Source organism: Natronocella acetinitrilica (assembly GCF_024170285.1).
Classification (GTDB): Bacteria; Pseudomonadota; Gammaproteobacteria; order Nitrococcales; family Aquisalimonadaceae; genus Natronocella; species Natronocella acetinitrilica.
Map to the genome: position 1 here is coordinate 1 of NZ_JALJXV010000008.1, position 23355 is coordinate 23355.

At 63.2% G+C, this 23355-nt stretch carries 23 protein-coding genes; 18 read left to right on the plus strand and 5 right to left on the minus strand.

What is annotated here, in order from left to right:
* Positions 1-100: 100 nt before the first annotated feature.
* Positions 101-622: a linear amide C-N hydrolase gene (locus J2T57_RS15725; protein ID WP_366519125.1), complete on the plus strand. Its 522-nt coding sequence runs from the start codon at positions 101-103 to the stop codon at positions 620-622.
* 40 nt (positions 623-662) lie between these two features.
* On the opposite strand, the gene J2T57_RS15730 is transcribed toward J2T57_RS15725, so the two are convergent.
* Complete coding sequence (locus tag J2T57_RS15730; protein WP_253480611.1) at positions 663-1478, minus strand: ZIP family metal transporter; 816 nt, start codon at positions 1476-1478, stop codon at positions 663-665.
* The gene (locus J2T57_RS15735; protein WP_253480614.1) at positions 1475-1660 is read right to left on the minus strand and encodes a DUF2061 domain-containing protein; all 186 of its coding nucleotides are present in this window, start codon (positions 1658-1660) and stop codon (positions 1475-1477) included. The genes J2T57_RS15730 and J2T57_RS15735 overlap by 4 nt, the downstream gene beginning before the upstream one ends.
* 246 nt (positions 1661-1906) lie before the next feature.
* On the opposite strand from J2T57_RS15735, the gene J2T57_RS15740 reads away from it, so the two are divergent.
* The 5 genes from J2T57_RS15740 to J2T57_RS15760 all read left to right on the plus strand — a co-directional run bounded on the left by J2T57_RS15740 (position 1907) and on the right by J2T57_RS15760 (position 7627).
* Positions 1907-2392: a DUF3015 domain-containing protein gene (locus tag J2T57_RS15740; RefSeq protein ID WP_253480617.1), complete on the plus strand. Its 486-nt coding sequence runs from the start codon at positions 1907-1909 to the stop codon at positions 2390-2392.
* A gap of 64 nt (positions 2393-2456) precedes the next feature.
* Positions 2457-4367, plus strand: a complete 1911-nt coding sequence (locus J2T57_RS15745; RefSeq protein WP_253480620.1) for an Lnb N-terminal periplasmic domain-containing protein — start codon at positions 2457-2459, stop codon at positions 4365-4367.
* Between the two features lies 1 nt (position 4368).
* Entirely contained in the window at positions 4369-5223 is an 855-nt protein-coding gene (locus J2T57_RS15750; protein WP_253480624.1) for an alpha/beta hydrolase, read from the plus strand.
* 63 nt (positions 5224-5286) lie between these two features.
* Positions 5287-6159 carry a hypothetical protein gene (locus tag J2T57_RS15755; RefSeq protein WP_253480627.1) on the plus strand — a complete coding sequence of 291 codons (873 nt, stop codon included), beginning with the start codon at positions 5287-5289 and terminating at the stop codon, positions 6157-6159.
* Positions 6143-7627 carry an RsmB/NOP family class I SAM-dependent RNA methyltransferase gene (locus J2T57_RS15760; RefSeq protein WP_253480630.1) on the plus strand — a complete coding sequence of 495 codons (1485 nt, stop codon included), beginning with the start codon at positions 6143-6145 and terminating at the stop codon, positions 7625-7627. Before J2T57_RS15755 ends, J2T57_RS15760 begins: the two co-directional genes overlap by 17 nt.
* On the opposite strand, the gene J2T57_RS15765 is transcribed toward J2T57_RS15760, so the two are convergent.
* Positions 7610-8176 (minus strand): 2-hydroxychromene-2-carboxylate isomerase, encoded by a 567-nt coding sequence (locus J2T57_RS15765; protein WP_253480633.1) that lies wholly within the window; start codon positions 8174-8176, stop codon positions 7610-7612. The genes J2T57_RS15760 and J2T57_RS15765 overlap by 18 nt on opposite strands.
* A 90-nt stretch (positions 8177-8266) precedes the next feature.
* Here J2T57_RS15765 and guaD point away from each other — a divergent pair, with 90 nt between their 5' ends.
* From guaD to J2T57_RS15810, 9 genes are all read left to right on the plus strand, one after another.
* A complete protein-coding gene (gene guaD, locus J2T57_RS15770) occupies positions 8267-9556 on the plus strand; it encodes a guanine deaminase (protein ID WP_253480635.1) in 1290 nt (429 codons plus the stop codon).
* Positions 9557-9649: 93 nt separating this feature from the next.
* Entirely contained in the window at positions 9650-10426 is a 777-nt protein-coding gene (gene hyi / locus J2T57_RS15775; protein ID WP_253480637.1) for a hydroxypyruvate isomerase, read from the plus strand.
* Positions 10427-10468: 42 nt separating this feature from the next.
* Positions 10469-11353, plus strand: coding sequence for a 2-hydroxy-3-oxopropionate reductase (gene glxR / locus J2T57_RS15780; protein WP_253480639.1), 885 nt, complete (start codon positions 10469-10471; stop codon positions 11351-11353).
* A gap of 473 nt (positions 11354-11826) precedes the next feature.
* Positions 11827-13293, plus strand: coding sequence for a xanthine dehydrogenase small subunit (gene xdhA, locus J2T57_RS15785; RefSeq protein WP_253480641.1), 1467 nt, complete (start codon positions 11827-11829; stop codon positions 13291-13293).
* On the plus strand, positions 13290-15668 hold the full coding sequence (gene xdhB / locus J2T57_RS15790) for a xanthine dehydrogenase molybdopterin binding subunit (protein WP_253480643.1): 2379 nt from the start codon (positions 13290-13292) through the stop codon (positions 15666-15668). Before xdhA ends, xdhB begins: the two co-directional genes overlap by 4 nt.
* Positions 15665-16432: a xanthine dehydrogenase accessory protein XdhC gene (gene xdhC, locus J2T57_RS15795; RefSeq protein WP_253480645.1), complete on the plus strand. Its 768-nt coding sequence runs from the start codon at positions 15665-15667 to the stop codon at positions 16430-16432. Before xdhB ends, xdhC begins: the two co-directional genes overlap by 4 nt.
* Positions 16433-16590: 158 nt before the next feature.
* Complete coding sequence (locus J2T57_RS15800) at positions 16591-17628, plus strand: ABC transporter substrate-binding protein (RefSeq protein WP_253480647.1); 1038 nt, start codon at positions 16591-16593, stop codon at positions 17626-17628.
* A gap of 1 nt (position 17629) precedes the next feature.
* Complete coding sequence (locus J2T57_RS15805; protein ID WP_253480651.1) at positions 17630-18493, plus strand: ABC transporter ATP-binding protein; 864 nt, start codon at positions 17630-17632, stop codon at positions 18491-18493.
* A 1-nt stretch (position 18494) separates the two neighbouring features.
* The gene (locus tag J2T57_RS15810; protein WP_253480654.1) at positions 18495-19262 is read left to right on the plus strand and encodes an ABC transporter permease; all 768 of its coding nucleotides are present in this window, start codon (positions 18495-18497) and stop codon (positions 19260-19262) included.
* A gap of 22 nt (positions 19263-19284) precedes the next feature.
* On the opposite strand, the gene uraD is transcribed toward J2T57_RS15810, so the two are convergent.
* Positions 19285-19821 carry a 2-oxo-4-hydroxy-4-carboxy-5-ureidoimidazoline decarboxylase gene (gene uraD, locus J2T57_RS15815; protein ID WP_301289459.1) on the minus strand — a complete coding sequence of 179 codons (537 nt, stop codon included), beginning with the start codon at positions 19819-19821 and terminating at the stop codon, positions 19285-19287.
* Positions 19822-19994: 173 nt separating this feature from the next.
* Here uraD and uraH point away from each other — a divergent pair, with 173 nt between their 5' ends.
* The 3 genes from uraH to J2T57_RS15830 are packed head-to-tail and all read left to right on the plus strand — an operon-like array spanning position 19995 to position 22277.
* Positions 19995-20348: a hydroxyisourate hydrolase gene (uraH, locus tag J2T57_RS15820; protein ID WP_253480671.1), complete on the plus strand. Its 354-nt coding sequence runs from the start codon at positions 19995-19997 to the stop codon at positions 20346-20348.
* Between the two features lie 43 nt (positions 20349-20391).
* Entirely contained in the window at positions 20392-21570 is a 1179-nt protein-coding gene (locus J2T57_RS15825) for a urate hydroxylase PuuD (protein ID WP_253480674.1), read from the plus strand.
* Positions 21567-22277 (plus strand): GntR family transcriptional regulator, encoded by a 711-nt coding sequence (locus J2T57_RS15830; RefSeq protein WP_253480678.1) that lies wholly within the window; start codon positions 21567-21569, stop codon positions 22275-22277. Before J2T57_RS15825 ends, J2T57_RS15830 begins: the two co-directional genes overlap by 4 nt.
* Before the next feature lie 9 nt (positions 22278-22286).
* On the opposite strand, the gene J2T57_RS15835 is transcribed toward J2T57_RS15830, so the two are convergent.
* On the minus strand, positions 22287-23129 hold the full coding sequence (locus J2T57_RS15835) for an IclR family transcriptional regulator domain-containing protein (protein WP_253480680.1): 843 nt from the start codon (positions 23127-23129) through the stop codon (positions 22287-22289).
* Between the last annotated feature and the right edge of the window lie 226 nt (positions 23130-23355).

The window sequence follows — 23355 nt, forward strand, 5'->3', positions numbered from 1 at the left end:
TCTGAGAATCTGCTCTTGCGCATCTGGGCCTCCTTGGGCTTAGTCTGCCCGGAGACCTCCAGTTTTCAATGGACCAATTTTCGGGGAAGGCGACACTGTCATCGAGTTTGTCGAGGGCGAGATGACCATCTGGCACGATCGGTCCTATCAGGTCATGACCAACGAGCCGACCTATGACCGGCAACTTGCGGTTCTGGAGTACTGGCAGAACGTGAACCCGCGAGAGTTCCTCCCGGGAACGGTGCGTGCTTCGGATCGGTTTGTCAGGGCCCATTTCTACATCAATGCAGTGACGCAAAGCGCTGATCCCCGCATCGCGGCTGCCTCGGTATTCAGCGTAATCCGGCAGGCATCGGTCCCATGGGGCATCAGCGTGGCGGACGCGCCGAACCTGTCCACCACACGATGGCGGGTGGTCGCGGACCACAAGGACCGGCGCTATTACTTCGAATCCGTGATCTCGCCCAGCGTGTTCTGGGTCGATCTGGACAACCTCGACTTTTCCAAGGGCAGCGACGTGGTCAAGCTGGATCTGGGCGTGGACATGGAACGGGTCATGTCGGGCGAAGTCTCGGCGGCATTCGAACCGGCCGCGCCCTTTGCCTTCCAGCCTGCCGATTGACAGGCTCAGCAGGCTGAACCGAGGCGAAGTGCTGTTGCTGCTAATCCAGAGTCAGGTCGAGGAACATCATCAGGATAAAGCCCACCATGAATCCCAGGTTGGCCTCGCGTTCGAAGCCCCGCCGGTGGGTCTCGGGAATGATCTCGTCGATGATGACGAACAGCATGGCACCCGCTGCGAAACCCAGCGCCCAGGGCATGAGGGCGCTGCCGGCCAGGCCGATGAAGGCGGCGCCAACGATACCGCCCAGTGACATGACCAGGCCGGTCAGGGCTGCAGCGCTGAATGCCTGCAGGCGGCTGTAACCCACGCTAAGCAGTGCTACAGCCACGACCAGCCCTTCCGGGAGGTTCTGGAGGCTGATCCCGGTGGTAATCGCGATCCCGTTGCCGAAATCATCCCCGGCAAAACCAATCCCGACTGACAGCCCCTCCGGAAAGTTATGGATGGCGATGGCGATCACGAACAGCCAGACCTTGCGCAACCGGGAGTGATCCACCGTCACGCCGTCAGGTCCGCTGATGAAGTGCTCATGGGGCAGGTAACGATCAGCAGCGAGGAAGAGCCCGGCGCCGAGCAGCATGGCCAAACCGATCCACAGCGGTGGTGCCACGAGCGTTTCAGTCAGATCACCTGCAATGCGCAGGCCGGGATCGATCAGGGAGAAAAACGTGGCGGCGAGCATGACGCCTGCGCCAAAGCTCATCATCGCCGTTTCAAGGCGGGGTGAGAGCTGCCGCAGGAAGAACACCGGGATGGCGCCGAGGCAGGTGGCAAGCCCCGCGATCAGGGCGGCACCCGCCGCGATGTAAAACAGTGGAATGCCGTCGGTCAGTGCGGTGAGCGTGTCGATCATGCAGTCTCCGGGATTCGTCTCCAGATTTTTTCGTGCAGAAAGTACGCGACGGTGTTCGCCAGGGGTTCGATCAGGGCGACCAGTCCACCAATGATCATGCTGCCGGTCAGGGCAAAGACCACAGCGAATGCCACCACCATATGGGTAACTGCGAAGGTCAAAGTCTTGATGAAATCTCTCATGGCCGGCCTCTCATTGGTTGTGTCTATAGTATGAGAGGTTTTAATCGATAAATACAATTGAAAATCATTCTTATTATTATCGAGCAGAGTTATCAAAATCGACTATCCTCTGTTGTGGAGGTGCAACATTGTTGCTTTATAGCAACAAGAAGCATTGCCGCACCCGCACGTTCCACGAGAGCGTGATTCTTCCGGTACCAGATCCGGGCCATGGACGTAACAAGCAACAGTCAGGAGTCATCACTTATGAAACGGAAACTCATCGCAATCGCATTGGCCGGCGCAGTGGCGCCCTTCAGCATGAATGCAGCCGCCGACAGCACCGGCTGTGGCCTCGGCAGCATGTTGTGGGATGGGCAGCAGGGCATTTTCCCCCAGGTCCTGGCAGTGACCACCAACGGCACCTCCGGTAACCAGACCTTCGGCATCACCTCCGGCACCCTGGGCTGCGAGCAGGACGGCGTCATCCGTTCCTCGGCGGCGCTGGGCATGTACACCGGTTCAAACATCGACATGATCGCCCGCGACATGTCCATCGGCTCTGGTGAGTCACTGGACGTGCTGGCTGATCTGATGGGCATCGAAGCCGACGACCGGGAGCATTTCTTCACGGCTCTGCAGAGCAACTACGGCAATATCTTCCCCAGCGCCGACGTCACTGCGGAAGACGTGATTTCTGCCATTGACGAAACGCTGCGGCGTGATGAGCGCCTGGTACGCTACAGCGCGTAACGGATAGACTCTTGCTTGCAAACGGCGCCTTTCCGGCGCCGTTTGCTTTGACTGGATAGCACGCATGACCTGGCGCCTCCTGACGCCCGTCGGCCTGCTACTGCTGGTGCTTGCCGCCATCAGTGGCACGGCGGGGGCCACCCCTCTCGAAACCCTCCAGATCCAGGCCCGTGAGGCCAGGCTATCCCAAACCCGGGAATGGCAGGACCTGCTGCACTACCGCGAGCGGCGTTTTCTGCCCGGGCGACGGAGTGCAACCCGGACCACGGCATTCTTCAACGCCGAGGCGGGTTGGCGAGACCCGCAGGCCGAGCTTGATGCCACCCTGGCTGCCTTCTTTCTTCCGCTGGACGCCGTGGAGGAGGGCGCCCAGCATCCCCAGTGCCGCTTCCCCGCTCGCTTTCGGTGGCTAGAAGACCGTCTTGACTGGGACGGCAACGCGCTGCCTCAACCAGTGTGCGAGCAGTATGAAGCCTGGCGGGATGCCATCAATCCCCATCGGGTCACACTGATCTTTGCAGCCGCGTATCTGAACAACCCGGCCTCCATGTTCGGCCATACCCTGTTGCGGCTGGATCAGGAGCAGGAGCCTGGGAGCAGCCGCCTGCTGTCCTACGTGATCAACCATGCTGCCGCCACGGATGAGAGCAGCGGTTTTGTTTTTGCGGTGCGTGGCCTGACCGGTGGTTATCCGGGCCTTTTCTCCATTATGCCGTACTACGAGAAGGTGCGGGAATACAACGCGTTGGAGAATCGCGATCTCTGGGAATACGAGCTGGACCTGACCCCCGAAGAGGTCGAGCGGCTGCTGATGCACACCTGGGAACTCCAGGGCGTCGCATTCCCGTATTTCTTTCTTTACCAGAACTGTTCCTACCGGCTGCTGGGGTTGCTTGACGTGGCCCGCCCCGGCATGGCGCTGTCCGATCGCTTCAACTGGTACGCCATTCCTACCGATACGGTACGTGTTGTACTGGAGGAAGAGGGCTTGTTTGCCGAGGTGGTTTATCGCCCGGCGGAACGCACGGTGCTGGAGCAGCGCCTGGCGCGGCTCGACGCCGAGGCGCAGGATCGGACGCTGGGCCTCGCGCAGAGCCGGCTGGAGGCAGGCGATGCGCCGCTGGACACGTTGGATGAGGTAGCGCTGGCCGAGTTGGTGGAGACGGCCTACGGGTATCTGCATTTCCAGCACAGCCGTGGCCAGACGGACGCCGACGAGCGCGAGCGCATGCGTGAATTGCTTTTGGTCCGCAGTCAGCTTGCCCGCCGAACCGAGCCCGTTGACGTAGAAACTCCTGCGGTTCGGCCTGACGAGGGGCATGGCACCTTGCGCATGGGGCTTGGTGGCGGTCGGCGTGGCGATGGCAACTTTGTTGGCCTCCATTGGCGTCCGGCTTATCACGATTTCCTTGATCCGCCGGCGGGTTATATTCCGGGTGCGCACATCGCCTACGGTGATCTCGAACTGCGCTATGACATGGAACGGGATCGCCCCCTGCTGGAGCGCCTGATGTTTGTGGACATCGAATCCATCGCGCCCCGGGATCAGTTCTTCCGCAACTGGTCATGGCGGATACGTGGCGGCTTCGAGCAACGTCTCAGGCCGGCCGCCAGACGCTCCCTGATGGGTGGCGTGGCGGGGGGCGGCGGCTACGCCTGGCAACCCTGGTCGGCCCCGGTTAGCGCAATGGCCGGGGTGGAGGTCGATGCCTGGGCCAGCGAACGCCTGCCCGACAAGGCCCGCGCCGGCGCGGGGCCGCGGCTGGACCTGTTTCTCGGTGGCGAACGCCTGCGCTGGCGGGCGACCGCCATCGGCCAGGCTTACACTGACACGTCATCCAGCGCCTGGCGGCTTGACCTCGCGCAGTCCACCACTCTGGGCGAGCAGGCTTCACTGCGCCTCGGCGTCTCCCGCGAGCAGGACTTCGATTCTACCGAGACCAGCTTGCGCATGACGCTCTACGGGTATTTCTGACGTGTTCCGGAGTCTGCTCTGCGCATTGCTTGTCCTGGGGCTTGCTGGGTGTACCGGCCTGTTCCTGCAGCCGGAATCCGGCCACCGCTGGGATCCGGCCACCGCCGGCATTGCCTACGAGGATGTCTGGCTTGAGTCCGCCGACGGGGTGGCGCTGCACGCCTGGCTGCTACCCGTGGAGGAATCGGAGGTCCGTGGTCAGGTTCTGTTTCTGCACGGCAATGCCGAGAACATCAGCACGCACCTGGCTTCCGTGTACTGGTTACCGGAGCACGGCTACGAGGTGCTGCTGCTGGATTATCGGGGGTTCGGTCTCTCCGAAGGCAGTGCCGATGTCTCCGGTATCCATCGCGATAGCGAGGCTGCGCTGCGTTGGTTGCTGGGGCGGGGTGCGGACTACGGATTGCCGACGATATTGCTCGGGCAGAGCCTTGGCGGCGCGGTTGCGCTCACCGTGGCGGCGGAGTCCGAACTGGGCTCAGACCTCGCCGGTGTCGTGGCGGATAGCGCCTTCAGTAGCTACCGGGGCATCGCCAGGGAGAAGTTCGGTGAACTGTGGCTGACCTGGCCGCTGCAGTGGCCGTTGTCGCTGACCATATCCAATCGCTACTCACCGTTGACCCGGGTGCATCGCATCGCGCCGGTGCCGTTGTTGCTGATCGCCGGGGAAGACGACTGGATCGTGCCGCCCCATCATTCGCAGCGTCTGCACGACGCGGCTAACGATCCCAGCGAGCTCTGGCTGCTGCCGCAGACCGGTCATATCCAGAGCTTCAACGATGCGCAGACCCGGGCGCGTTTCGTGGACTGGCTGGATCATGCCCGGGAGGGTGCCTCCGGAAGCGATGCGCTTTGACGGCGACCGTCATCTGGGTTTCAATCGCCGGTCTATCGCCAAAGTCTTGCGCAGGAGACGCACATGCCCGCCCTGGGGCCAAGGGAAACCGAGCCGGATGCCTGGCTACGCTGGCTCACGGAAGCGTATGCGCTGCTGCGCCGGCGCCCCGGCCAGACGCTGTGCTGGGCAGTTGCATTACTGGTGCTGTTCTATCTCACCCATCGAATTTCCTTTGGTGTGTTGCGCTCGTTCGTTTTCTTCTTCCTCGCCATGCTGGGATTGACTGTATTCATTCGCCTTGCGGCGGCAGCTGACGAGAGCAAGCGCCGGCGGATAGCCGACCTGTTGCCGGAGAATACTCACTGCGTGCTGGCTCTGGGTGTGGCGGCGGCGCTTTTCTCCCTGCAGACAGGGCTGGAGCTGATGCTGCAGCCCCTGGCCGGGAGCTTTCAGACCGTTGTACAGGGTCTAGGCCTGTGGAGCCCCATCGGCAGCGACGGGCTGCCGGCCGCCGAGCCCCTGCGAATGACACTGGTTGGGCCGATCCTCGTGCCGGGCATACTGCTTGGCCTGGCGCTGCTGGCCGGGCTCCTGCTGTTGCTGGCTTTTGGCCAATGGTTTCTGCTGCCAATGATGGTCCTGCACAGCCCGCCGCTGCCGCCCTCCATGGTGGTCAGTGCCAAAGCGTACCCCCTCAACCCGGTACCCATGCTGGGCCTGTCCGGGGTGCTGGTCATCACCCTTGGCGTGCTCTTCCTGACCGTGGGCTGGCTCGGCCTGGTGATGATTCCGTTCTTCGGCGCGGTGATGTACACCTCCTATCGGGATGTGTTTCTCGGCCAGGGCGAGAATGCCGCCGAGGAATTCGAGGAAGATGACACCGTCGGCGTGCCCATGGGCAACAGTCGATCAACCCTGGAGCAAAGTCCCCGCGCCCATGACCAGGCCGCTTGATCCCCGGGCCCGGTTCCCGGATCGGGAAGCCCTCGCTGAGCGAATCTTCTCCCGCTACGCGACCATCATCGACGATGCGGATGCCCTGTTTGCCGCGTTACGCCGCCCCTTGCCACAAACGCTGTGGGCCAATCGCCTGCGCATCAGTCGGGAAAGACTGGCAGAACTGCTGCGGGAGGACGGCCTCGCGAGCACCGCGCTGCCCTGGTGGGATCAGGGCCTGCGGCTCGACGCCGAGGCCCGGCCCGGACTGCACTGGGGCTTTTTTGCAGGCCTGTTCCAGGTGCAGGAAGAGGTCTCCATGGTGCCCGTAACCTGTCTCGATCCACAGCCCGGTGATCGGGTGCTCGACCTTTGCGCCGCTCCCGGCAACAAGACCGCACAGATCGCCGTCGCCATGGCTAACCGGGGTACGGTGGTTGCCAACGACAGCAGCAGGGGCCGCATTCCCGCCATTCGCCAGACCACCAAACGCCTGGGCCTGGTGAATGTCTCGGTCACGGTGCGTGATGGCCAGGGGTTGCATGCCCGCGCCGGTGGTTTTGATCGCGTCCTGGTGGATGCCCCCTGCACCTGCGAGGGGACCTTCCGCAAGAGTCGAGTGCCGCAGATTGTTGCCGATGATGTCCGGCAGCGCACCGCGCGCATCCAGCAACGCCTTCTCACTAGGGCGGTGTCACTGACCCGGCCAGGCGGTCGAATCGTCTATTCCACCTGCACCTTCTCTCCGGAGGAGAACGAAGCCGTCGTGGACGCAGTGTTGCGGGCCCATCCCGGCAGCCTGCAAGTCCGGCCCATTCGGATTCCCGGTCTCAACCATGCACCGGGGCTACTGCATTGGGGGGATCAATCCTTCGATCCGGTCCTTGTTGGTGCCGCCCGCATCTGGCCCCACCACAATGACAGCGGTGGATTCTTCGTGGTTGTTCTGGACAAGGCAGCAACTGCGCCGGGCCCGGATGAGGCAGCGGCATTCTTTCGGCCGGCGGCAGCCCCGGACGAATGGAAACAGCCCTTTTCCGAACGTTTCGGCATGTCCAGCGCGGTGTGGGACGGTTTGCAGCTCGTGCGGCGCGGCGGCCGCCATATTCATGCGATCTCCAGTGATCACCAGGCGCCCCAGGCGCCGGCGCCGGATGTGCTCGGTCTGCCAATGGTCCGGCGCAAGAGCCTGCCACTGAAACCCACCACCGCCGCCGTGCTGCTGTTGGGGCACCATGCAAGTCGCAACGTGGTGGACCTCGATGCCGGGCAGCTGGGCTTGTACCAGCGCCGCGAGACAGCCGTGATGGAGCCGGACCAGCTGCTGCGCTGCAGTGGGCCGGGGCATGTGATCGTACGCTTCCGCGATCAGGTTATCGGCCTGGGGCAGCTGATCTACGATCGCGAGACACCCACGGTCTGGCTGCACAGCTTCATGCCCAAGGCCTGGGGGCCGGTGGATGCGGGGTCAGCGTCCGGCGAGTAGTTCCGCCTCGATGATATGCAGTCGGTCACAGCCGAAGAAAAGCGCGTCGCCGATGAAAAAGGTCGGGGCACCGAAGGCGCCGCGTTCTGCAGCTTCCTCCGTATTCGCCTTCAGTGCATCCCTGGCGCCCGCCGTGCCCGCACCAGCCAGGGCTTCCGATCCCAGTATGCCGGTGAGCGACTGCTCCTCGTCGATAGGCCGCCCCTCGGCCCAACGGGCCTGAAATAATTGCTGCGCCGCCGCGCGGCAGGCGTCGTCATCCATTGCCGCCAGTGCGCGTTGTGCCGTCAGGCTGTTGAAAGGAAAGTTGTCGGGCTTGCGCAGCGCAATGCCATGAAAGCGGGCCAGGCGCTCCAGGTCGTGCCAGAGATAGCGCGCCTTGGCAGGCAGTTCCAGGGGCGCGCGATTGCCGATGGTCTTGAACAGTCCACCGAGAAAAAAGGGCCGCCAGCGAACCGTTGCACCAGTGCGCCTCTCCAGCGCCGGTACCTGTGATGCGGCCACGTAACTGTAGGGGCTTACGGTGTCAAAAAAGAATTCGATCTGCATGGTCGGTGCCTTTGGGAAGCGGAGGCTTGTGCGCCAGTGTAGTCGGGGATAGTGTCGGCGCGTAAGGTCTCGCGGTTATCCGGAGTGGTCATGGCTTACCTTGTTCGCGGCACCATTGTGCACTGCCCCCGTGAAGCGGGTGGGCAGCCGACGCTGGAGACCTTCGACGATGGCGTCATGCTGGTGGACGACGGCCACGTGCAGCGCATCGGTCCGGCGACGACGCTGCTGCGTTCTGACCTTAAAGACCTGCCGGTCGAGGATCACTCGGGGTCGATGATCCTGCCGGGGCTGATCGACACGCACATCCACTATCCCCAGACGGACATCATCGCCAGTTACGGTGAACAGTTGCTGGAATGGCTGAATCGCTACACTTTCCCGGCGGAGGCCGCGTTTGGCGATGCGGAAGTCGCCGCGGAGACGGCGGCATTTTTCATCGATGAATTGCTGCGCAACGGCACCACCACGGCCCTGGTGTTGGGTACGGTCCATGCCCAGTCCGTGGACGCCATTTTTGCCGCTGCCGCCGCCCGGGACATGCGCATCGCCGCGGGCAAGGTGCTGATGGACCGCCATGCGCCGGACAATCTTCTCGATACCGCTGAGTCGGGCTACCGGGACAGCCAGGCGCTGATCGAGCGCTGGCACGGGCAGGGGCGGCTGCTTTACGCAATAACACCGCGCTTTGCGCCGACCTCCAGTGAGGCGCAGCTTGCTGCCACGGGTCGCCTTGCCCGGGCCTACCCGGAGACGTTCGTACACACCCATGTGGCGGAGAACAGCTCCGAGGTGGCCTGGGTGAGGGCGCTGTTTCCCGATGAGCGAAGCTACCTCGACGTCTACGATCGCTACGGTCTGGTGCGGGAACGATCCGTCTTTGCGCACTGCATTCATCTGGACGACGACGACCGCCGGCGCATGGCGGAGCAGGGCGCGGCTGCTGCCTTCTGCCCCACTTCAAACCTGTTCCTTGGGAGTGGCCTGTTCGACTATGCCCAGGCCCGTGAGGCGGGGATGCGGGTGGGGCTGGCCACGGACGTTGGTGGTGGCACCAGTTTCTCGATGCTGCGCACGGCGGCGGAGGCCTACAAGGTGTCTGCGCTGCACGGTCAGCCACTGTCCGCTGCCACCATGCTCCACCTCTGCACCCGGGCCGGGGCCAGTGCACTATACCTGGATGACCGTATCGGTGGCTTCGACCCGGGCATGGAGGCGGATTTCATCGTCGTCAACCCCGCGGCCACACCGCTCACCGGCCGGCGGGACAGGGCCGCCACGACAATCGAGGAGCGCCTGTTTGCCCTGTTTACCCTGGGAGATGACCGCCACATTACGGCCACCTATCTCCGCGGTGTCAGGCAAATGCCAGCCGCATGAATGGCCCCGGGGCTTCCCTTGATGCGGTAGGGTCGCTATAACGCCTGTCCTAGTCGAGGCCTGCGATCAGTCAAAAGAACAAGAGGAGTGCCCATGCCGAAATTCGCCGCCAATCTGTCCATGCTGTTCAATGAACTGGACTTCGCCGAACGCTTCGAAGCCGCCGCGAGGGCCGGCTTCCGTGGCGTCGAGTACCTGTTTCCCTACGCCTGGAGCGCCGACGAACTGGCGCGCCGCCTGCGCACATTCAACCTCACCCAGGTCCTGCACAATCTCCCGGCGGGCGACTGGGAAGCCGGCGAGCGGGGTATCGCCTGTCACCCGGATCGCCAGACAGAGTTCCGTGAAGGGGTGGAGCTTGCCGTGGAATATGCCACCACCCTGGGCTGTGGCCAGGTGAACTGCCTCGCGGGTGTTGCACCCGAGGGGCTGACGGAGGAGCATGCCCGGGCGACCTTTGTGGACAACCTGCGGCATGCGGCGGGTGTCCTGGAGAAGGCCGGTATCCGCCTGCTGATCGAGCCCATCAATACCCGGGATATTCCGGGTTTCTTCCTCAATGGTACGCGGCAGGCGCTGGACATCATGGATGAAGTGGGGTCGGATAACCTGCGTTTGCAGTACGATGTCTATCACATGCAGATCATGGAAGGGGATCTCGCCCATACGCTGGAAGCGCATCTGCCTCGCATCGCTCATGTGCAGATTGCCGACAACCCGGGACGTCACGAACCGGGCACGGGAGAGATCAACTATCCGTTCCTGTTTTCCCACCTGGATCGTATCGGCTACCAGGGGTGGATCGGATGTGAGTACAAACCCGCTGCCGGGACCACGGAGGGATTGGCTTGGCTACCGCGGGACGACTGAAAAGCGCCGAAAAGCATAATTCGAACTGGAGGACTATCAGGCATGAGTAAAATCGGATTCATTGGTCTTGGCATCATGGGCGCACCCATGGCGGGGCATCTCATCGCGGCCGGACATGAACTGTTCACCAGCACGCACCACAAGGCCGCACCGAAAGAGTTGGTGGATGCCGGCATGAAGGAGTTGCCGACGCCCAAGGCCGTGGCCGAGGCTGCGGACATCATCATCACCATTGTTCCCGATACCCCGCAGGTTGAAGCGGTGCTTTTCGGTGCCGACGGCATTGCCGAGGGGTTGAGCAAAGGCAAGGTGGTGGTGGACATGAGTTCCATCTCGCCCATGGCCACCAAGGAGTTCGCCAAGCGAATCAACGACAAGGGTGGCCAGTACCTGGATGCGCCGGTCTCCGGCGGGGAAGTGGGCGCCAAGAACGCGGCTCTTACCATCATGGTGGGTGGCGAGCAGGCAACCTTCGACAAGATCAAACCGCTCTTCGAACTGATGGGCAAGAACATCACCCTGGTGGGTGGCAACGGTGATGGCCAGACCTGCAAGGTCGCGAACCAGATCATCGTGGCGCTCAACATCCAGGCTGTTGCCGAAGCCCTGACATTCGCATCCAAGGCTGGCGCCGATCCCGCCAAGGTGCGCTCCGCGCTCATGGGTGGCTTTGCCTCGTCGAAGATTCTTGAAGTCCATGGCGAGCGCATGATCAAGCGCACCTTCGATCCGGGCTTCCGTGTTCGCCTGCACCAGAAGGATCTCAACCTGGCGCTGTCCGGCGCCAAGGAGCTCGGCGTCGCCCTGCCCAACACCGCCATCGCCCAGCAGATGTTCAGCGTCTGCAATGCCAATGGCGGCGAGGACTGGGATCACTCCGCCCTGGTGCGCGCCATCGAGAAAATGAGCAACCACGAAATCGGTTGATGGCCTGGATGGCGGCGTCCGGGAACGGGGGGCGGGTGCGCCGCTCGAAGACACGCCGTGAACCCATCCCTGGGGGCTCGTATGCGAGGTCCCTCTTGCATACGGTCTCCGAGCGGCGCACCCGCCCCCCGTTTGTGCCATGGCCATGGGGTGCTATTGCCACGTCGGTTGTGGTGCGTTACGGCCTTTGGCCTAACGCACCCTACGGGAGGCCGTGCCCGCTGTAGGGTGTGTTAGCGCGCAGCGCGTAACGCACCGCAACCGCACTTGCTCCATGGCACACCTCACCACAACGCTCATTGAGAAAAGTGCATCCACTTCAATTTTTGAACCATCACGGTGCGGGCCTCTTCAATGGTGCATCACGACAGTGCAAATTTATAAAAAATAATTAAAAACAATAATTTGTATTGCCTTTGCAAGCTCGGAAACAATGTATACACTTTGAGTTCAGGGAGAGCTTGAGGTGACACATGGGGCAGGCAATCCGCTTCCTGCTCGGATTCGAGGAGCAGTCGCTGACTGGCGTCGATCCGAACATGACCGTACTCGAGTGGCTACGCACCGAGGCGCGACGCACCGGGACCAAGGAGGGTTGTGCCGAGGGCGATTGTGGTGCCTGCACCGTTGTCCTTGCCGAGCCCGACGCCCACGGCGGCCTCTCCTACACGGCCGTCAATGCCTGCATCCTGTTTCTTCCCGTCTTGCACGGCCGGCAACTCATCACCGTCGAGCATCTGCGCGACCCGGATGGCGCCTTGCATCCCGTGCAGGCAGCCATGGTTAAGGCCCATGCCTCCCAATGCGGCTTTTGTACGCCGGGCTTTGTCATGTCCCTGTTTGCCCGATTCCACCAGGGCAGTGCCGAGGATGATCTGCGCCTGGAGGATGTGCTGGCAGGCAACCTGTGCCGCTGTACCGGCTATCGGCCAATACTCGATGCCGGCCGCGAAGTGTTGGGTGCAGGACAGCGAGAAGACCACTTCACCCGGCGCGAAGCGGCGACCCTGGCAAGACTGCAGGCTCTTGACGATGGTGAGCCCCTGGACTTGAGTGTCCACGGACGGCGCTACTTCGCGCCGCGCAGCGTCGATGCCCTGGCGACGCGGCTTGCCGCCGAGCCGGACGCCACGCTGCTTGCCGGCGGCACCGACGTGGGGCTGTGGGTCACCAAGCAGCATCGAGTGCTGGATAACCTCATTGATACCAATCGCGTGGTGGAGCTATCCAGCATTGCCGAGTGCGACCAATACCTGGACATCGGTGCAGCGGTGAGCCATGGGCGTGCAATGCAACCAATCGCCCGACACTATCCCGACTTCGGGGAGCTGCTGCGCCGTTTCGCATCGGTACAGATCCGCAATACCGGCACCATTGGCGGCAATGTCGCCAATGGCTCGCCCATCGGTGATTCCATGCCCGTGCTCATCGCGCTGGGCGCAGAATTGGTGCTGCGCCGCGCAGACCAGCAACGCACGGTCCCGATCGAAGCGTTCTATCTGGACTACCGCATGACGAACCTGCAACCCGGGGAATTCCTGGAGCGCGTTCGCATCCCGTTGCGCCCTGATTGCGTGCTGCGTTGCTACAAGATCTCGAAGCGCTTCGATCAGGACATTTCTGCTGCCTGTCTCGGCATTCTGCTGCGCCTTGACGGCGGTGTGGTGCAAGAGGTGCGCATTGGGGTCGGTGGCATGGCGGCCATTCCGGCCCGCGCCCTGGCCACCGAGCAGGCGCTGACCGGGCGCCCGTGGACTGCAGAGGCGGTGGAAGATGCTGCGGACACCCTGGAACAGGAGTTCCAGCCCCTCAGCGACATGCGTGCCAGCGCCGATTACCGGCGCCGCATGATGCGCCAGCTGCTCCGGCGCTGCCTGCTGGAAGCCACCCAGCCGGAACTGGTGACGCGGGTTCCCCACTATCGTGAGGCGGCGCTGTGAGTCGGCGCGACGGCTGGGCTGGCTTCAAGGCCGCGGAGTCGGCCCGCACGGCACATCATGCGCTTGCCCATGAATCCGCGGTGGGCCATGTGACCGGCAGCGCGCTTTACATCGACGATCTGCCCGAGCCCCGCGATCTGCTGCATGCCTGGGTGCGCTTGAGTGACCGGGCCCATGCCGGGATCAGCCAACTGGATGTCTCTCCGTGTCGAGCGGCCCCCGGCGTCGCGGCGGTGATGACCTTCGATGATCTCCCTGCCGGCACCGATGTGGGGCCGGTCGCGCCGGGAGATCTCGTCTTCGCCAATGGCGAGGTGCTCTACCATGGTCAGGCGCTGTTCGCCGTAGCGGCGAACAGCATTGCCCAGGCGCGATTCGCAGCCATGCTGGCCGATGTTGGCTACGACGACCGCGACGCCATACTGGAAATTGACCAGGCCCTGGAGAAGCAGGCCTTTGTACTGCCTACCCGCGAAATCGCCCAGGGCGATGCCGGCGGCGCCATTCGGCAGGCGCCACATCGGCTGCGGGGGCGGCTGCGCATCGGTGGCCAGGACCACTTCTACCTGGAAGGCCATGTCGCCATGGCGGTGCCCCAGGAAGGCGGCGACATGCTGGTCTACAGCTCCACCCAGCATCCCTCGGAGGTGCAGCATCTGGTTGCCGGCGTGCTCGGTGTGCCCGACCATGCCGTGGTGGTGGAAGCCCGTCGCCTGGGGGGCGGCTTCGGCGGCAAGGAGACCCAGCCCGCCCACATCGCCGCCATCGCGGCACTACTGGCGCAGCGCGCGGGCCGCCCGGTCAAGCTGCGGCTCGACCGCGACGACGACATGGTGATGACCGGCAAACGGCATGATTTCCTCGTGGACTACGACGCCGGCTTCGACGACGAGGGCCGCATCCACGGCGTTGAGTTCATGCTGGCCTCGCGCTGCGGCATTTCTCCGGATCTCTCCGCGTCGATCAATGACCGGGCGATGTACCACGCGGACAATGCCTATTACCTGCCCAACGTGCGCATTGTCTCGCACCGCTGCTTCACCAATACAGTGTCCAACACCGCCTTCCGGGGTTTTGGCGGGCCCCAGGGGATGATGGCAATTGAATACCTCCTCGACGAAATCGCCCGCCACCTGGGTCTGGACCCCCTGGCCGTTCGACGGGCGAACCTCTACGGCAAGGGCGAGCGCAGTCTTACCCCGTATGGACAGGTGGTAGAGCACAACATCCTGCCGCAGCTTTTCGACGAGATTGAGCACAGCGCCGAGTATGCTGCACGACGCCGTGCGGTGGCGGATTTCAATCGCCGTCACCCTGTTTTTCGCAAGGGGCTCGCAATAACGCCGGTGAAGTTCGGGATTTCCTTTACCACCACGCACCTCAATCAGGCCGGGGCGCTGGTGTTGGTGTACACCGATGGCAGCGTGCAGTTGAACCATGGCGGTATCGAGATGGGCCAGGGCCTGTACACCAAGGTTGCGCAGCTGGTGGCGGAGGAGTTCGGTGTTGCCATGGAGCGGGTGCGGGTGACGGCCACCACCACCGGCAAGGTCCCCAACACTTCCGCAACTGCTGCATCCTCCGGCTCCGATCTCAACGGTGCCGCTGCCGTGGCTGCCTGTGGGAAGATCAGAGCCCGGCTGCTTGAATTTGCGGCCTCGCATTTCTCCGTGCAGCAGTCCGGGCTGCGCCTCGTGGATGACGCCCTGTTTGCCGGGCAGCGTAGGCTTTGCAGCTTCCCCGAGCTCTGCAAGCTCGCCTATCTGCATCGTATCCAGCTCTCGGATACCGGCTTTTACGCCACACCGGATATCCATGTGGACAAGAGCACCCTGCGCGGCAAGCCTTTCTTCTATTTCGCCTACGGTGTTGCCTGCAGCGAGGTGCTTGTGGATACGCTCACCGGTGAGTACCGCCTGCTTCGGGCCGACATCCTCCACGACTGTGGCCAATCCCTGAACCCTGCTATTGATATCGGCCAGATAGAGGGTGGCTTCATCCAGGGCATGGGCTGGCTGACCACCGAGGAACTCTGCTGGGACGACCGCGGCCGCCTCACCACCCATGCGCCCAGCACCTACAAGATCCCTGCGGCAGGGGACACGCCAACGGATTTCCGCGTCCGCATTGCCGACTGGAGCCGCAACCCCGCAGCCACCGTTCGCCGCTCCAAGGCGGTGGGGGAGCCGCCACTGATGCTGGCCATCAGTGTGTTCCACGCCCTCAAGGACGCCGTGGCCAGTGTTGCACCGGGCCCAGGCAGCGTCCCGCTGGATGCCCCGGCCACGCCCGAGCGGGTATTCATGGCCATGGAGCAACTGCGCGCCCGGGGGCTGCAAGAGGCACCAGGCAGGAAGACGGTGGCCGAGACGTGAGACCGTGGCTCGCGGCACTCAAGCGTTTCGAGGAGGCGGACACGCCCTGCGTCATGGTGACCCTGCTGCGCAGCGCCGGCTCGGCGCCGCGGGAGGGTGGGGCCAAGATGGTGGTCAGTGCCACCGAGTCCGTGGGAACGCTCGGCGGGGGCACGGTTGAACTGCTGGCGCAGCAGAAGGCCCGCACGCTGCTCGATGCGGCAGACCCGGCGCCTCACGAGGAGGAGTTCATCCTCAACGATGCCATAGACCAGGCCTGCGGCGGGCGCATGACGGTGCTGTTCGAGCCGCTGTATCCGCCACCGCTGGTCATTGCCATCGTCGGAGCAGGGCATGTCGGGCAGGCGCTGGTCAACGTGCTGGGCCCGGTGCACTGCCGCGTGCACTGGTTTGATGCAAGGGCGTCACTGTTTCCGGATGCCATGCCGGGCAACGCCCGCCGCCACGAATTCGTGGAGCCGGCGTCGATCATGCAGGTCCTGCCTGCCGGCGGAGCACTGCTGGCGATGAGTCATAGTCACGACCTGGACCTGCAGGTGGTGGCTGCCGGGCTGCGCCGGGATGACCTGGCCCTGGTCGGCACCATCGGCTCGGCAACCAAGCGTGGCCGCATGCTGCACCGCTTGCGGGATATGGGCCTGGAGGATGCCGCCAGGCAACGGCTCATCTGTCCCGTCGGCCTGCCGGGGGTGGGTGGCAAGGCCCCGGCGGACATCGCCATTGCCATCGCCGCCCAGCTTCTCGCCATGGAGCAGCGGGTATGACGGACTCGCGGGTAACAGGACTTGGCAGAGTTCCTGCAGTCGTCGCCAATACTTGGAGCAGATTGCATACTGTTCGGGAAGTTGCAGAAAGGCCTGGCCGAGACGCCGCCGCGGGTCGCCGGGAAGGCAATCGATTCAATCACGAGGGAGGTTCACCCATGTTTCGATGGAAGCACTATCTATCTTGCGCGGCGGTCTCGGTGGTTGCCGGTGTGCTGTTTGCCAGCGCTGCCTCGGCCCAGGAGACCCGCATCCGGTTTCAACTCGACTGGCGGTTCGAGGGCCCCAGCGCCCCATTTCTCATGGCCGTGGAGCGGGGCTACTTCGCCGAAGAAGGTCTGAACGTGGTGGTGGATTCCGGCAGTGGCTCCGCCGGTGCAATCAACCGGGTGGCATCCGGGGCCTACGAGATGGGCTTTGGCGACATGAACGCCCTGGTGGAGTTTCTGGCAAACAACCCGGATGGCCCCGGCATCAAGGGCGTCTATGTGGTGTATGACGGCACCCCGGCCGCTGTCTTCGCCCGCCGTGATCGGGGTATCGAATCCCCGGCTGACCTGGAAGGCAAGACCATGGGCGCACCGTCCTTCGATACCGGCTACCGGGCCTGGGGTATTTTTGCCAGCGCCAATGGGCTGGCTGCCGACAGTGTCGACTGGCAGAACGTCGACCCCGCCCTGCGCGAAACCCTGCTGGTGCGCGGTGACGTGGATGCAATCACCGGTTTCTACTTCACCAGCCTGCTCAACCTGGAATCCCGCGGCATGGGTATGGACGACCTGACCATCATGCCGTTCCCGGAATTCGATGTGCCCTTGTATGGCAATGCCATCGTGGTTAGTAACCGGTTTGCCGAGAGCAACCCGGAGGCCGTGAGTGGTTTCCTGCGGGCCTTCAATCGCGCACTTCGCGAGACCCTGGCCGACCCGGATGCGGCCATCCAGTATGTGCGCAATCGCGACTCGCTCATCGACGTGGAGATGGAAACCCGGCGCCTGCGCCTCGCCATCGAGAGCTCCATCGACACTGAAGATGCCCGCGCTCATGGTGCAGGCGCGGTGAACCAGGAGCGGCTTGAACGATCCATCCAACTCGTTGCAGACGCCTACGATCTGCCCCAGGTGCCGGATGCCGATTCGGTGTTTTCCTCCGAGTTCCTGCCGGATCAGCAGGATCGGATGATCTTCCCTGACTGATATGGCAGAACAGAGCGCACGAGAAAACCGGGTGGGTGCTGCGCAGGCCGATCGCGAGGCTCCCGTCGCGGCAGCGACGGGAGCCTCACGGCCCTTCGTTTCATTCCAGGACGTCAGCCTGGCCTACGACGACTCAGGGAACGCCATCGAGGACATCAGCCTGACCATCGACGAGGGGGAGTTCGTGGCCTTCGTCGGCCCCAGTGGTTGCGGCAAATCCACCTTCATGAAGCTCTGCACCGGTTTGCGGCCGCCAACCACCGGCAAGGTCGAGGTAGACGGCAAGCCGGTGACGGGTCCGCTCAAGATCTCGGGCATGGCCTTCCAGAATGCAACGCTGCTGCCGTGGCGGACCACGCTGGACAACGTGCTGCTGCCGCTGGAGATCGTCGAACCCTACCGGCGCCGTTTCCGCCGGGACAAGGCCAAATTCGTGGAGCAGGCCAAGGCCCTGTTGCGCACCGTTGGTCTGGAAGGTTACGAGCATCAGTATCCCTGGCAGTTATCCGGGGGCATGCAGCAGCGTGCCTCCATCTGCCGGGCGCTGGTGCACGAGCCGCGGTTGCTCATGCTCGATGAGCCCTTTGCCGCACTGGACGCCTTTACCCGTGAAGAACTCTGGTGCGTGCTGCGCGATCTCTGGGAGGCCCAGCGGTTCACGGTGGTCCTGGTGACCCATGATCTGCGAGAGGCAGTGTTTCTCGCAGATACCGTGTACGTCATGAGCAAACGGCCGGGGCGCATCATCGATACCCATCGCATTGATCTGGAACGGCCCCGCGGCCTGGAAGTGACCTACAGCGAACCGTTCACGAATCTTGTCCATGGGCTGCGCGCGCAGATCGGGGAAATCCGGGGAGCCTGATGTGAATAACAGAATGCTGGAACGTTTCGCCCCGTGGATCGCCGTGGCGGCGCTGGTGGTGATCTGGGAATTCACCGTGTGGATACTCGCCGTGCCGGAGTTCATCTTTCCGGGCCCCTGGGCGACGGCCCAGGCGCTGTACAACTTCGCCGGTCCCATCGGCGTTCATTCCTGGCAGACATTCTGGACCACCATGGTGGGCTTCGGGCTAGGGGTGGCCACCGGTCTGGTGCTGGGTTTCATCGTGGGTTCCTCTCGGTTCATGTACCACGCCTGCTACCCATTGCTGGTGGGTTTCAACGCCATTCCCAAGGTCGCATTCGTGCCCATCCTCGTGGTGTGGTTCGGCATCGGTTCGGTGCCCGCCATCCTCACGGCCTTTCTGATCTGCTTTTTCCCGATCCTGGTGAACGTGGCCACCGGGCTCGCGACGCTGGAGCCCGAGATGGAGGACGTGCTGCGTGTGTTGGGGGCAAAGCGCATGGATGTGCTGCTGAAGGTGGGGCTGCCGCGATCGCTGCCGTACTTTTTCGCCTCATTGAAGGTGGCCATCACCCTGGCCTTTGTGGGGGCCGTGGTCTCGGAGACGGTGGCCTCGAACCAGGGGATTGGCTACCTGATGATGAGCGCCGGTTCGCAGATGCGGATGCCGCTGGTGTTTGCCGGCCTGATCGTCATCAGCGTCATGGCCATGATCATGTACGAGTTTTTCGCCCAACTCGAAAAGCGCATGACCGGCTGGGCCCATCGGGGGCAGAGCTCACTGTAGACGGGTGTGCTCCGGGGTGGTGTTACTCCGGGGACAGGGCGAGCGCCTGAAGCCGCAGCAAAGCGATGCGGTTGACCTGTTCGATGGCGGTCTCGATTTCCACAGTTGGCGGGTTATGAACCCGGGCAGAGAAGGCCCTGAGAATATCGGTGCGATGCAGGCCACGGACGGCGATGATGAAGGGGAAACCGAAGCGTGCATTGTAGGCGTGATTCAGCGTCTGGAACTGCTCGAACTCCTGCGCCGTGCACTGGTCAAGGCCGGCGCCGGACTGCTCAGAGCTTGAATCCACGGTCAGCTCATTGCGGATGGCGGCCTTGCCCGCAAGCTCGGGGTGAGCGCGCAACAGCGCCAGTTGTTGCTCGGATGTGGCCCGCGACAGCACCGCCGCCATGGCGCCCGCCAGCCCTTCTGCGGTGTCGTGGCGCTGGTCCAGCCCGGCTTGCCAGGTGGCCTCGGCAATCCAGGGCGAGTGCTCGTACACATGGCCGTATCTGGCCATGAAGGCCGACTTGTCCAGTGAGCTTGGCGGTGGTGAAAGAGGGTGGTGCGCGGGCATAGCGCGTCTCCGCTGAAGGACTGTATACAGTGTAGGCAGAGCCGACCCGGGAGTCGAACGGGCATACATACGCGAATCGGCGATAGAAAAGTGCTCGTGATGCCAAATAGTGGATACACTTTTATCGTTGTTAATGCACTTGGCACAGGCATGGTGATGGAGGGAGATTTTTCGTGGGGAAGTTGACGACGCACGTGCTGGATACGGCCCAGGGCCTGCCCGGACGCGACCTGGCCATTGATGCCTATCGGATTGAGGACGGGCAATCGCGATTGCTGCGGCAGGTGCGGACTAACGCCGACGGGCGCTGCGATGGGCCTGTCCTGGAGGGCAGGGAATTCCCTCCCGGGCAATACGAACTGGTGTTTCACGCCGGGGACTACTTTCGTAATGCAGGGCTAGCGCTGCCGGAAACACCGTTTCTGAACGAAGTGGTTGTCCGCTTCGGGATTGATGACGCCGGGCAGCATTACCACGTCCCGCTGCTGGTTTCCCCCTACGGTTACACCACCTATCGAGGTAGCTAGTGGCGGCTAAATGTCGCGGGTTCAGTGATTCGGGATATCGGAAATGACTGCCCATCTGCACGACTGGCTTGAGCTGATCTTCCGCTGGTTCCATGTGATCGTCGGGGTCGCCTGGATCGGCGCATCGTTCTATTTCAACTTTCTCGAAAATCGCCTCGACCGTGCCGCCTCCCGCAATCGGGAAGGGATGGCTGGCCATCTGTGGGCCATTCATGGTGGCGGGTTCTACTACCTTGAGAAATTCAAGGTGGCGCCTCCCTCACTGCCGCAGACCCTGCACTGGTTCAAATGGGAGGCCTATTTCACCTGGATCACCGGCATGGTGCTGCTGATTCTGGTGTATTACCTCAACACCCAGTCCTACCTGATCGATCCCCGAGTGGCGGATCTTTCGCCGGCTCTGGCCATCGTCCTTGGTCTCGCCACGCTGGCTGTTAGCTGGGTGGTCTACGATCAGCTCTGCAAATCCCGGATGGCGGAGCGGCCCATGCTGCTGGCCGGGGTGATCGCAGTGCTGCTGGTATTGCTCTCCATTGCCATGACCAGCCTGTTCGGTGGCCGTGGTGCCTTCATTCACGTCGGGGCGGCCATGGGCACCATCATGGTGGCCAATGTGTTCTTCGTCATCATTCCAAACCAGCGGGACCTGGTGGATGCCCTGAAGGAGAACCGCGCGCCGGATGGGGACAAGGGCAAGGCCGGGCTGCAGCGTTCCCGACACAACAACTACCTGACGTTGCCGGTGCTGTTCATCATGATCAGCAATCATTATCCGTCCACCTACGCCCATGAGTGGAACTGGCTGGTCCTGGTGCTGATCATGGCCGCCGGGGCGGCGGTCCGGCACTACTTCAACGTGCGACACCTGCCGCAGCGCAAGGTCTGGATACTGCCCGCCGGCGCCCTGCTCATGGTGCTGGCGTTCTTCATTACCATGCCGGACACGCGAGCCCCGGGCGGCGCCGACTTGCCGGAGATTTCCGAGCCTGTGGACGACCAGGCCATTCGCGCCGTGCTGGATCAGCGCTGCATCGCCTGCCATGCCGCCAACGTGGCCCAGGGCGGTATCCGCTTGCAGGACGACGCCGACGTTCACCGACTGGCTTCACGCATTCACGCCACCGTGGTGGCCAATCGCTCCATGCCACCGGGCAATGTGACCGGGATCACCGATGAGGAGCGTGCCATGATCTCCGCCTGGTACCAGGGGCTGGAGCGATGAGCACCGAGGCCGCCGTCGAGCGGCCACCCCGGAAACGCCGTCCGGGGAACGCCGATGATGCGGTCTATCGCGGTGTCTATGACGCGGTGCTGGACGGCCGGCTGCCGCCAGGCGTGCGTCTGCCGGAGAAAAGCCTTGGGGATGCGTTCGGCGTCAGCCGCATCGTGGTCCGCAAGGCGCTGTCCCGCCTCGCCCATGAGCATATCGTCACACGCAGGCCGAATCAGATGGCCCGTGTGGCAAGCCCGTCGGTGAGTGAAACCCGGGATATCTTCGAGGCGCGACGGCTGCTGGAGGCCGAGGTTGTTCGTGAACTGGCAGGGTCATTGACCAAAGCGCAGGCCAGGCAGATCGCAGACTTGCTCCAGCGGGAGCAAGCAGCGCAGCGCATGCACCACATCGAGGAACGGGTGCGCCTGTCCATCGAATTTCATCGACAGCTCGCCGAATGCAGCGCCAATTCGGTCTACCGCCGCTACCTGAAAGAGCTGGTGTCGCGCACGTCATTGACCGTAGCCCTTTACAAGACGCCAGGAGCCTCACCCTGCTACATGGAGGGTGAACACGAGGGGATTGCCGAGGCCATACTGACGGGCCGGGGAGACGAGGCCGCAGCCTTGGCGGTGGCGCATCTGGATGCATTGGAAAACACGCTGGATCTGAGCCCCAGAGAGCCTGACGTGGATCTCTCCAGCGTCTTTCGCTGACAACGGCTATCAGTCGACGCCGAAACCTTCCGGCGGGCGTCCGCCGATGCGATCGGTGATCTCCCGGGCGGTCCGGGCCACCACGCTGCCCAGCTCCAGTGCGCGGTTTTCCGTCAGGCGGGCCGTGGGGCCGGATATGGACACCGCAGCCACGGTTTCACCATGCACATCGAAAAATGGCGCGGCGACGCAGCGCATGCCCAGCGCATGGGCCTCGTCGTCGATGACATAGCCGCGGGAGCGCCCCAGCGCCAGCACTTCCCGCAGCTTGGCCGGTGTGTCGATGGACTTGGGTGTGAAGCTCGGCAGGCCGGTGCGGTGGAGCAGGGCGGAAATATCGTCTTCCGACTCCATGGTGAGCAAAGCCAGGCCGACGCCGGAGCAGGTGAGTGGCACCCGGTCGCCCAGCTTTGAAAATGCCCGGACCATCGCGCTGGATTCCACCTGACTGATATAGACGGCAGCGTCATCGCGGCGAATGGCCATGTTGCTGGTCTCGCCGGACGCATCGGTGAGTCCGCGCATGAGCGGGCGGGCCAGTGCCACGAAATCGCGCCCCCTCAGGAAAGCGCTACCCACGGAGACCGTCCGTACGCCTACCCGCCAGAGACCCGACATGTCGTCGAGTTCGGCGAAACCCGCCTGCTCCAGGGTGGCCAGCAGTCGATGGGTTGTGGAGGCTGCCAGGCCGACCCGCTTGGCGAGGTCGGTGAGCAGGACGCCCTGGGGTTCCTGCGCCAGCGCGGCGAGTAGCCCAAGGCCCCGATTGAGTGCCTGTACGGTGCCCGGGTTATCGCTACCAGCACCCTTTTTGCGTCGCTGACCTGTCCCTGCGCTTGCTCGACGAACCATCGTTTTTGAATACCATTTCCAATTTTTCTTGAGAATCCATGGTAGTCAATCTCAGGGCGTTTCGCCAGCTACCACGGCCCATTACGGCAGCGGTTTCCAAAACCGTTGGTAGCCCGTCTTGGGGGTCCTCACCGACACAAACGGGAGCCTCAGGATGGCTGCTTTCACCCGGACAGAATGGCGTGCCCTGTATTTTTTCTTATATTTCGTCTAGGGTTACGCACCT

Coding starts and splice junctions, on each gene's coding strand:
- J2T57_RS15730 (WP_253480611.1), bottom strand. CDS start 1,478: ATGATCGACACGCTCACCGCACTGACCGACGGCATTCCACTGTTTTAC.
- J2T57_RS15735 (WP_253480614.1), bottom strand. CDS start 1,660: ATGAGAGATTTCATCAAGACTTTGACCTTCGCAGTTACCCATATGGTG.
- J2T57_RS15740 (WP_253480617.1), top strand. CDS start 1,907: ATGAAACGGAAACTCATCGCAATCGCATTGGCCGGCGCAGTGGCGCCC.
- J2T57_RS15745 (WP_253480620.1), top strand. CDS start 2,457: ATGACCTGGCGCCTCCTGACGCCCGTCGGCCTGCTACTGCTGGTGCTT.
- J2T57_RS15755 (WP_253480627.1), top strand. CDS start 5,287: ATGCCCGCCCTGGGGCCAAGGGAAACCGAGCCGGATGCCTGGCTACGC.
- J2T57_RS15760 (WP_253480630.1), top strand. CDS start 6,143: ATGACCAGGCCGCTTGATCCCCGGGCCCGGTTCCCGGATCGGGAAGCC.
- J2T57_RS15765 (WP_253480633.1), bottom strand. CDS start 8,176: ATGCAGATCGAATTCTTTTTTGACACCGTAAGCCCCTACAGTTACGTG.
- guaD (WP_253480635.1), top strand. CDS start 8,267: ATGGCTTACCTTGTTCGCGGCACCATTGTGCACTGCCCCCGTGAAGCG.
- hyi (WP_253480637.1), top strand. CDS start 9,650: ATGCCGAAATTCGCCGCCAATCTGTCCATGCTGTTCAATGAACTGGAC.
- glxR (WP_253480639.1), top strand. CDS start 10,469: ATGAGTAAAATCGGATTCATTGGTCTTGGCATCATGGGCGCACCCATG.
- xdhA (WP_253480641.1), top strand. CDS start 11,827: ATGGGGCAGGCAATCCGCTTCCTGCTCGGATTCGAGGAGCAGTCGCTG.
- J2T57_RS15800 (WP_253480647.1), top strand. CDS start 16,591: ATGTTTCGATGGAAGCACTATCTATCTTGCGCGGCGGTCTCGGTGGTT.
- J2T57_RS15805 (WP_253480651.1), top strand. CDS start 17,630: ATGGCAGAACAGAGCGCACGAGAAAACCGGGTGGGTGCTGCGCAGGCC.
- uraD (WP_301289459.1), bottom strand. CDS start 19,821: ATGCCCGCGCACCACCCTCTTTCACCACCGCCAAGCTCACTGGACAAG.
- J2T57_RS15825 (WP_253480674.1), top strand. CDS start 20,392: ATGACTGCCCATCTGCACGACTGGCTTGAGCTGATCTTCCGCTGGTTC.
- J2T57_RS15830 (WP_253480678.1), top strand. CDS start 21,567: ATGAGCACCGAGGCCGCCGTCGAGCGGCCACCCCGGAAACGCCGTCCG.
- J2T57_RS15835 (WP_253480680.1), bottom strand. CDS start 23,129: ATGGTTCGTCGAGCAAGCGCAGGGACAGGTCAGCGACGCAAAAAGGGT.